Origin of the sequence: Bacillus cereus group sp. N24 (genome assembly GCF_016483345.1) — a bacterium.
GTDB lineage: Bacteria > Bacillota > Bacilli > Bacillales > Bacillaceae_G > Bacillus_A > Bacillus_A toyonensis.
Window position 1 is genome coordinate 1 of the sequence record NZ_JAEHCA010000058.1, and the last position, 10,563, is coordinate 10,563.

Sequence of the window (10,563 nt, forward strand, 5' to 3'; positions counted from 1 at the left end):
CATCCATAATTTCTTTATTTTTGAATCCTTGGTGTTTCATTTCAACTACTTTCCACTTTATTTCGGCGGGATAATGCGTCTTTTTCCCCATACGAAAAACACCTCCATTAAAATCATAACTGATGCTTACGATTTAGAGAGGTGTTTTTTATCGTCTCATTCACAGGGTTCACTCCATACAGAAAGGATAACGTCTTTTGTGCTTTATGGGTAGTGCTATCCCTTGTATGACTTCTTGTGATTTTGGTGAAAGTCGTGATGGTACTTCATTCTCCCCCTTCAAATCATATTGAACTCACATCCTAACCATTTTCCTTTCAAATGAATTTTTTATTAAAATTGCCTTAAATCGTATGTCTTGATATATATAAATTTCAAAAATAATATTATAATTTAGTAAAAAAATACTTTTAATACTAATTTTTCATGTAGAATAGGAGATTAAAAATGATAACTGATTACCTTTCAACTAAATACACTGTAATACTCTCTTGCATAGCCCTATTTCTGATATTTGTTGTAATAATGAATTTTATAAAGAAAAATTCAGATAAGAAAAACAAAAAAGAATTATAAACATGTTGGTTATTAGGGGTATCATCACATCGCTATCAAATTAAAAAATTGGTTGTTCCCCAAAACGAAAAAAAAATGAGCTTAATAATCATAAATAATTGTAGAGAGATAAAAAATTTTGTTTAGGGGGTACTTCATAACCTTAACTTGATAGCGATGGGGTAGGACCTCTAAAGATACAAAATATAAAAGGATGATCGTAATCAATCTTTAATTACGACCATCCTTTATACATTCTTAATTTAAATCTTCACCATTAGAAGCAATGACTTGCTTGTACCAGTTGAAGCTTTTCTTTTTGTAACGTTTTAATGTTCCATTACCTTCGTTATCCTTATCTACATAGATAAAGCCGTAACGTTTTTTCATTTCAGCAGTAGAAGCACTTACAAGGTCAATAGGCCCCCATGTAGTATAACCGATTAAGTCCACACCATCAGCGATAGCTTCCTTTATTTCAGCAATATGATCACGGAAATAGCTAATACGGTAATCATCATTTACAGACTCATTTTCTAAAATATCAACAGCACCAAAACCATTTTCAACGATAAATAAAGGAATTTGGTAACGGTCGTATAACGTATTTAAAGCAATTCGAAGGCCTTTCGGATCGATTTCCCATCCCCATTCAGATGCTTCTAAGTATGGGTTTTCTACGCCTCCTAATTGTAAGTTACCATCAGAAGCCTTATGTTCTTCAGGAGTTGCAGAGGCTGTACCGCTGTTATAATAACTGAAGCCTAAATAGTCTACTTTATGAGTACGAAGAATTTCTTCATCACTAGGCTCCACTTTAATTGTAATATTATGTTCAGCAAAGTAGCGCTCCGTATAGGAAGGATAGTATCCACGTACTTGTACATCTGTGAAAAACACTGTTTCACGATCTAACATCATGGCTGTCCACACATCTTCTGGATTACAAGAATAAGGATAAGTTGGAGCATAGGCAAGCATACAACCAATTTTGCTATCCGGAATAAGCTCATGACCTGCTTTTACTGCTAGAGCACTGGCAACAAATTGGTGATGAGCCGCTTGATATTGTGTGTGTTTTACATTTTCTCCTTCCTCAAACTCAAGTCCACCGCCAGTAAATGGGGCATGGATAACAAAATTAATTTCATTAAATGTCATCCAATATTTTACTTGATCTTTGTAGCGAGTAAAAACAGTTCTAGCAAAGCGCTCATAAAATTCTATAAGTTTACGGTTTTTCCAACCACCATAATTTTTCACTAAAGCGAGTGGCATTTCATAGTGAGAAATGGTAACAATAGGTTTAATGTTATATTTTGCTAATTCAGAAAATATGTCATCGTAAAATTTTAAGCCTTCCTCATTTGGTTCTAATTCGTCACCATTTGGGAAAATACGAGTCCATGCAATACTCATACGGAAGCATTTAAAGCCCATTTCAGCAAACAAGGCGATATCTTCTTTATAGTTGTGATAAAAATCAATTGCAGTGTGGTAAGGATAATAGCCTTCCATTGAATAATCTTGTGGGCTAAAAACACCATGTGGTAATACGTCTGCTGTAGAAAGGCCTTTTCCTTTTTCTTGGTATGCACCTTCTATTTGGTTTGCTGCCGTTGCACCCCCCCATAAAAAGTCTTTTGGAAACGGTTTTGAGAAGCTATTCAACATTATGTGTCCCTCCAAAATATGTTCAACCAATTGGGAATAAGTATAGTTTATCCCCAATCAGCTAGATGTTATTAAAATATTAGAGTTAGTAAATCTTCATTTTTAGTAATTTGTTCTTTATTTGTTTCAATGATATCCGTATATTGTGCAGTATTTGTAATAATTACAGGTGTTGTTACAAGGTAGCCAGCCTCTTTAATCTTTTCTATATCAAAGTCGATTAAATGTTGTCCTTTTCTTACTTTGTCACCCGTTTTCACATGTGCATTGAAATATTTTCCTTCTAATTGAACCGTATCAATGCCAATATGAATAAGAATTTCTGCTCCATCATCTGATGTAATACCAACAGCATGTCCAGTAGGGAAGATCGTTGTAATGACACCGTTTACTGGTGAATGGACTTCACCAACAGTTGGCTCAATCGCAATCCCTTTTCCCATTGCCTCAGATGCAAATACAGCATCTTTTACTTGGTTTAAAGGAGTAATGGTTCCTGTTAAAGGACTTACAATTCCTTCTTTTTTTACAACCGTTGCACCAGCTTCTTTAGATGTTTCTGTATTTTGTAGTTCCTCTTTATTCTCGTAACCTAAGAAATATGTTAAGGCTGCTGCTCCCCCTACTGTCATGATAATCATTAAGAAGTATGGAAGCCATGGTGTTGTTGTACCACTTAGTGTAAATATAGAATGAAGGGCAAAGGCATTGTTTTCAGCTTTAAATGCCCCAATGAAAGCACCACCAATCACTCCGACAATAACAACATATTTTAATGTACGTTTATGAGTTGCAATTAATCCGTATAGAATTGGTTCTGTTACACCTGCAAGTATCCCTGTTAATGCTGTTGAACCAGCAAGAGATTTTGTTTCTTTATTTTTTGTTTTTAAAAAGATACCTAGTGCGATACCCGTTTGAGCGAATGTACTTGCAGCCCACATTGGGTCGATTGGGTCTCCACCGTTCATTAAGTTTTCGATACTCATTGGAACAAGAGCCCAATGTAATCCAAACATAATAAGGAAAACCATGGTACCACCAACAACAGCCCCAGTTAATAGTCCGCTATGTTCACTTAAGAAATTAATTCCTGTAGCAACCATTTTACCTACATAGGTTCCAAAAGGACCGAATGCTATAGCAGCTAATGGTACGATAATCATTAATGAAAGCATTGGTACTAAAAACATTTGTAAATCTTTGTATATAACTTTTTTCAAGAATTTCTCTAACTGAGCGTAAATAAGTACCGATATAAATGATGGTACGATTTGAGAAGAATAGTCTATCAAGATAACTGGTATTCCTAGGAATGAACTTGTATCTCCATTAGCTAATAAAGCTGTAAAGTTTGGTTCTAATAGAGCGGCTCCGATAATACCACCCATATATGGGTTAGCTCCTAATTTCGTAGCTAAAGTAAAACCTATCATAATAGGTAAGAAGTATAGAATAGCATTACCAGCGGCAGATAAAATAGCATACGTACCACTTTTATCCGATAACAAATCAAACATGACTAATACGCCTAAAAGAGCCTTCAGCATACCTGCTCCGGCAAGCGGTGCTAGTAATGGAGTAAACGTACCAGAAATTAATTCGAATATTTTTCCAGAAAGCGATGTTTTTTCTTCAGATGTTTCATTAGCATCTTTTGAGAAGTTACCAATTTTATTAATTTCTTTAAATACATCAGAAACATGGCTACCAATTACTACTTGTTGTTGGCCACCAGTTTGAACAACACTAATAACACCTTTTACATTTTCTAATACTTCTTTATTTACTTTGTTGCTGTCTTTTACTTTAAAGCGTAAGCGTGTAGCACAATGTTCTAAACTATTGACGTTATTCTCTCCACCAATATGTTGGAGAATTTCTTTAGCTAAGCTTGTATAGCTCATTTATAGCACTCCTTTAATTTTATTTTTATAAAAAAACCTGAGTTGATTTTTCTTATTCGAAATAATGAACTCGAATAAGAAAAGTCAACTCAGGTTTTGCCTGCCGAACAGTCACAATCCTGTGATTCAATTATTATGTTTTTCTCGTGATGTAATACGGTTAATGTGAAGCATTAAATAAAGCATTTCATCTTTGTTTGGTTTTTTACCATAAGTAGACTCAATATAAGCTTTTACCTTTTGGGTACATTGATAAGCTTCAGGATATTTTTCCTTTACTTGTTCATATAATTCTTTCTCACCTTCAATAGCAGATTGATTATGAGTCAATCTATAGGCAAAATATCTTAAATGAGTAACAAAGCGACTATAATTAATTGAATTTTCATCCAGCTCTAAACCGTAATGATATTTAACGATAGTAAAAACATCATTTACCATTTTCGTCATATTCATCGTGTCTTCCATATCATTTTGGTTTTGTTGAGCATTAATGAGGTGAAGAGCAATCGAACCAGCTTCATCTTCAGGTAGCTTATAACCAGTTTTCCTTTCAATGATTTGTAATGCGTGTAAGGCAACTTCATATTCATTGCGATAGAATTTCTTTACTTCCCAAAGCAACGCGTTTTTGAGTATGAAACCTTGTTGAAAGCGAGAAATTGAAAAACTAATATGATCGGTTAAGGTAAGATAAATATTATCACCAATTTTTCCAGATAACTTTAATTTAGCGTAGGTGATAATTTCATCCGATAAATCCAAATGTTCGGATGGAATTTCGTTAATAAGATGGGCTAATTTATCTGTTAAACCTTTTGCTTCTAAAACAAATGTTTTATCAACTTGGGAAGGATCAATATCTTCGCCCGATTTTTTTTGGAAAGCAATACCTTTACCCATGACAATCATTTCTGTATTATTATCATTTTCTACTAAGACTACGTTATTGTTTAATACTTTTTTGATTTTCATATATCATCACCTACTTATTAGCCTAAATAAAAAACCTAAATTCATACCAAAAATACAGCATAATTGTATTCTTGGTATGAATTTAGGTTTTGCCTGCCGAACAGTCACAATCCTATGTGAAAAGTATTCAATTACTGTTTATCATTATCCACTTAGATTATAACTATGTTTGATAACGTTTTCAAGAGTTTTTTAACCATATGCATAGCTTCGATACTACTTAATATATAGGTGCTGTTCGAAATGATTTCAATCTCAACATGGAACGGGCCCTTTTTTATACTCGATATAACCATCCGGATTTGTAATTTTCACAGTTACGATACAAGCATTTGCATGTGAAAAAATTTCTTTTTATAAAAATCAATAATCACTTCTTGCTCTAATCTTGACCGCATTGTGTTTACAGCATATGGTGTAAATTCACGTGCATCACCAGTATATTCAAAAAGGTTTCCTGTTGTAGGATCTTTAATATGTTCTAACCAAGCATACGGGGCAAACACACTTCCTCTAATTTTCACGATGTCGGCCATGAGAAACCTCCATAATTTATTAATTTTTGTTTCGTTGGATCCCTTATTTCTCTTATAACTAATTATAGTAAATTTGATTGACTATATGCCATATAGTACAATAGAAATCAGATGAAGTCAATCGTATTGACTTCATTTAAGGAGGTTTTATGTATGAGTCATCCAGTATTTAGTGAATTGGACCTTACGTCACTTTTGTCATTATCCTTTAGCGCATCAATCAATGAACTACATGACAAATTGAGTGAATTGGGATTTGGAGATATTAGACCTATACACGGTTTTATGTTTAAATGCATCACTCCTAATGGAGCGACAGGTATAGAACTAGCCGAATATTTAGGAATTACAAAGCAAGCTGTGAGTAAAATGGTGGATTATCTTGAGAAAAGTGGTTATGTAATGCGCAAAGCTCATCCAACTGATAAGAGAGGGAAAATTATTGTTTTGACCGAAAAAGGTTGGCTAGTAGTGCAAGCAAAAGAGAAGATACTAACTGAAATTGAACAACGTTGGATTGAAAACATAGGCGATGAAAGAATGCAAATGCTCAAGGAAGATTTAACAAAGTTAGTTTATGAAGCAAATGAGGGTAAAACATCATCGAGGTTAAGACCTGTCTGGTAAATAATGCGTTTATAAAAGGGGCCTAACCGTGCACCCATCAAGTTAAGCTATCATAATACCCCCATCTTTACATCTTGATCGTTTTTATCGTTTTGGGGCATTTACTTTTCTTAGCTTGATTGTGATGGGGTATTAAAAACGTTATCCTTTCTAAATAAGCTAGATTGGGTATTTTTTCCCAAATCCCCGAACAGGGGGAATTAGCTTAATTGATTTTAAATTTATATGCTATGTCAAAAAGTGTACTATATGACATAGCAAAAAATAGGTCTTTTCATTTCAAAATTACAACCAAATCACTTTTGAAACATATCAGTAGAATTCTAGATGTTTTGACACACCTATTTTTAAAAGTAACCCAAAATCCTTATTTGTAAGGATTTTGGGTTACTTTTTTCTTATTCCCTCTTTTCAAGAGGATAGACAAAAACACCCAAGAAACAAAAAAAGCTTGTGATTATTAATCAAGCAAGCTTTTTTATCAAACTTTATTTAAAAGTTACACCTTGTATGTTTTGGTAATACTTATGGTTTAACAGGCGAAGAATCAGTTAAAACATCTACTTCTGCTATAGAAGCAAATCCATTCTTTCCGTTCGTTACTTCCACTTTTACATATTTAGCGGAAACAGGTTCGAATGTTGCCAATTTTTGTGTCGTACTATTTTCCCATGTTCCAGAAGCTACTTTTTGATAGTTACTACCATCCATACTTGTATAAATATTATAGTTTAAAATACGGCCATTAATCCCACCATCTTGACGCGGGAGACACGCTACTTGAGTAATCGATTTCGTCTGATCGAGATCTAACGTTAAGTTGTATGGATATTGATTTGTTGTACTCCATTTGCTATGCCAAATTGTGTTTGGATTGTCATCAATTGCATTCCTAGCTGGATCATGCCATGATTCCTCGCTGTTTGCACTTGCTTTCATTATTTTTTTAGACAATACAGCTAGTGGTTTAACAGGTTTAGCATCCGTCGCTTCCCATATAGGGGCAATTAATGTTGGGTTATTTAAAGCTTCTACTTTTTGTCTCGTTTCTTGTGATGCTTTCAGCCCCCATTGATCAAAAAATGGAAGTAAATTTTGTTTCGCTACTTTCGATGTATTGTAAATAAATAATTGTATTTTACCTTCAGCATCTAATCTAGTTTGATTCTGTGGTAACTCTCGATATAGTTTGTGAAGATTTGGATAAAAATCTTCACCATATGCTAATTGAAGTTGCCAAAGCATAACAAGTTTCACAAACAAGTCGTCAATATTTTTATATTCTTTATCTGTTTGTTTTAAATATGTAAAGGCTCTATCGTAATCCTTATTTTGTTCTAAACGTGTTGGTTGATTCGGGAATAATTGCTTTTGTGCAGCTAAAGAATATAGGTTAACAGTTACTTCCCACGTACCCCTTCGATCATCCCACGTCCATGGCTGTTGCTGCCTTTTATGTCCTGCTTCATGCATTTGTCCCCATCCAAATTTATTAACATCTAAAGCACTTTCGATTGCGTTACCAGCAGTAGTAAAAAATACTCCATTAGTACTTGCATACATGCCCCAAGTTTTTTTGTTAGGATTTTCTGCAAAAGCCCAAATGCGACGAGTTGGACGATGCAACGGACTCGGGTCTGTTTCAGATAACCCTGATATCTTATCTTGTGCTCGAATCATTTCATCATATTTTTTTAATAGAGGAACAGGATCTTGATCCACGATATATTTCTTGGCACTATCCTGCGTAACAGTAAGTACTGCTTTTTCTGATTTCAATTGTACAGCATGTGCATCTGGGTACTTGTCCATCATTGCAATCCAGTCTTCTTTCGTATGTTTCCCTAGTTCAAAGAATGGAACAGGGCTCCCGCCTTGTGTTACTTTCACCGTAACTGTTCCTGTTTTTTGATAGTTATCAAACCCTAATAAACCACCGTTCGGAGAGGAGATCGTGTTAGAACCAGGAGAAAGGTCAATTTCTTTTCCTCCTTCTTTATCATATTCAGTTGTCCCAATAATCGCTTTAATCTTTTTGGTTCCCGATACTTCAATTGTAACTTGTTCATTCGGTTTTACATAGATTCCTGTTGGCATATATGATTTTGTATATGATCTTCTTTCTCTTTGTGCTTCTTCATAGTAATCTCCTGTACCTGGAAGTTTAAACTCCCTCTGTTCATATTGATTTTCAGTTTGCGCGGCAACCGTTTCAGCTTGAACTGTCAAGTTATTTGTTAAAGTAGGTGTAAATAGTGTAGTTGCCAAAATAGCAGATGTAGCAAGTACTTTCATCGGTTTTTGGAACATAAAATTATTCCTTTTCTTCATATAAATCATCCTTTCCTTTTCAATTCGTTCCATTAAAGTCCTTTCAAACAAAAAGTGACTTAAAATCAACCCTTATTGTGTATTTGGGAGTTACTTGACGTTTCTCTTTTTTCGAATCTAAATATTTCTTCCTTTTAAATATAGCAAGGAGGGAATATGTAATTGGAATAGAAATACTTATTTTATCATTTGAAGTAAACAAATAATTATAACAAGGGAAACCCCCTCATTTTTTGAGGGGGCTCCAGCACTTCACTTTGCTTGTCCACGTACTGTTGAAATATATTGCAATATGTTTCTTATTTATTTAGCTATTGTTCTTGCTATCGTTTGCTTACTGTCTCTTACAATCGAAGGATCTGTAACAACTGAACCGTCTGTTCTCTTTACTGTATATTTTGTTACCAGTTGATATGCTGTAAATCCTGTGTTTTTACCAGGTATACTTGGAATACTCTTTTCCTCTGTTTCTTCCGTTGCATTCGTAGAAGTTTTAGTAACTTCTGTTTGTATTGTTCTTGAAACACTCGATTTAATTGATAGAGATGATTCTCCAAATTTCAATCCTAAGTCTGAACCAAAGCTCATTGCAAGCGTATCAGACATCTTTTTTTGATCTATCTCACTTACACCTGATTTAACTGTATATTTACTAGTGGCACCAGCAGGAATAATTTCTGAGCGTACTTTCTCCCAATATTCTTCTTTTACTAAGACATAATATGGTGAATTGTGTATTTTTGTATAATCACTCGCACCATTATCCTTTACCATGATAGATGGTATTAAAGATGCCCCAACAACAACAGAATTTGACGTTTGAGGTAATTGTTGATCAATAGTCCCACTTGTATTATAATCTGGAGCATTTGGTCTAGTTCCTACAGCTGGTAAGGTTGGTAATGAAAAAGTACTGCGTGCAGCTGGAATATGAAATACCCTATTATTATCAGAAGGATTTGATTCATCCAAATCTACATAATCTTTAAATCCATACCTTTGAACCCCCGCCCAAGATGCAACTTTCCCAGATCCTTGGTTTACAATTTCAAAATTATTATTTCCCTTGTCTCGTAAATACCATTGTTCATTAGCGGCACCAGTCCAACTCGTTTGTCGCAAACCCTGATCATTGTCATTGTAAAAATCACGAACACCATCACTACCAATGAAAGCATTACCAATCCCTACAGGTTTTCCACTATTTTTATTTACGATTGCATATGCTCCTCCATCAAGTGGGAAAAATACAAATTGTTCATTGTCACCACGGGCTCCATCCCATAGAACAATACCTGCATCATCAGATTGCCATCCTTTATATACATCCCAAGCTATGTTTGTATTAGCTGCCAAATGAATAGTATGATATTCATTATTTGCTGGAGCTGCTGCTTGACTTGAAGGAGCCCAGATAGATAGACTCATTGCTCCTACACCTAACCCTGCCATGACTTTTTTTGATACTGATCTCATAATATTTCCCCCTAGTTTTGCCGGTAAAATCCCTACAAGATTACAAAAGATGAAATTATACTGTACATTGCTTATACTTTTATTGCGAAATAAAATCACTTTTGCTATGTAGAAACTTAAAACCAATTTTGTACAAATATAATACTTTTGTGATTCGAGACCTTTTAAAATAACTGAATATTAAGAAAATTTAAATCAACATAATGTTACTTGCAACTTTACTAAACTCCTATTTAGTGTAATTTGCCCCTTTCTTAGTGGTCGTACCAGTTATGTTATTTATTAAAACATTAAATTTCCGATGCGTATATAGTAAGATTTTGTCGTAAATAGTAGAATTTTATCTTATGTATTTGATAATTTTATTGTTACATACTTAATATGAGTGAAAGGATATTATACTAATAAAATTAATGATGAATTCTATTGTATTAATTATAATGATTATAACCTGTCTCTTATACACATCTGACGCTGCCGAC

At 34.1% G+C, this 10,563-nt stretch carries 6 protein-coding genes and 1 pseudogene; 1 reads left to right on the top strand and 6 read right to left on the bottom strand.

Going from position 1 to position 10,563, the window contains the following annotated elements; genetic code table 11:
• Positions 1-813 precede the first annotated feature (813 nt).
• The 4 genes and pseudogenes from JDS95_RS29995 to JDS95_RS30010 form a co-directional block, all read right to left on the bottom strand.
• Entirely contained in the window at positions 814-2,229 is a 1,416-nt protein-coding gene (locus tag JDS95_RS29995; RefSeq protein WP_000934962.1) for an aryl-phospho-beta-d-glucosidase, read from the bottom strand.
• 71 nt (positions 2,230-2,300) lie between these two features.
• Positions 2,301-4,136 carry a beta-glucoside-specific PTS transporter subunit IIABC gene (locus JDS95_RS30000; protein ID WP_000122703.1) on the bottom strand — a complete coding sequence of 612 codons (1,836 nt, stop codon included), beginning with the start codon at positions 4,134-4,136 and terminating at the stop codon, positions 2,301-2,303.
• Positions 4,137-4,262: 126 nt separating this feature from the next.
• Positions 4,263-5,111, bottom strand: a complete 849-nt coding sequence (gene licT, locus JDS95_RS30005) for a BglG family transcription antiterminator LicT (RefSeq protein WP_000694489.1) — start codon at positions 5,109-5,111, stop codon at positions 4,263-4,265.
• A gap of 255 nt (positions 5,112-5,366) precedes the next feature.
• Positions 5,367-5,647 (bottom strand): annotated as a pseudogene (locus tag JDS95_RS30010) (DUF3238 domain-containing protein).
• Positions 5,648-5,800: 153 nt separating this feature from the next.
• Here JDS95_RS30010 and JDS95_RS30015 point away from each other — a divergent pair.
• Positions 5,801-6,274: a MarR family winged helix-turn-helix transcriptional regulator gene (locus JDS95_RS30015; protein WP_000019315.1), complete on the top strand. Its 474-nt coding sequence runs from the start codon at positions 5,801-5,803 to the stop codon at positions 6,272-6,274.
• A 525-nt stretch (positions 6,275-6,799) separates the two neighbouring features.
• On the opposite strand, the gene JDS95_RS30020 is transcribed toward JDS95_RS30015, so the two are convergent.
• A complete protein-coding gene (locus JDS95_RS30020) occupies positions 6,800-8,638 on the bottom strand; it encodes a M60 family metallopeptidase (protein ID WP_002046533.1) in 1,839 nt (612 codons plus the stop codon).
• 270 nt (positions 8,639-8,908) lie between these two features.
• A complete protein-coding gene (locus JDS95_RS30025) occupies positions 8,909-10,081 on the bottom strand; it encodes an RICIN domain-containing protein (protein ID WP_001258160.1) in 1,173 nt (390 codons plus the stop codon).
• Positions 10,082-10,563: the final 482 nt, after the last annotated feature.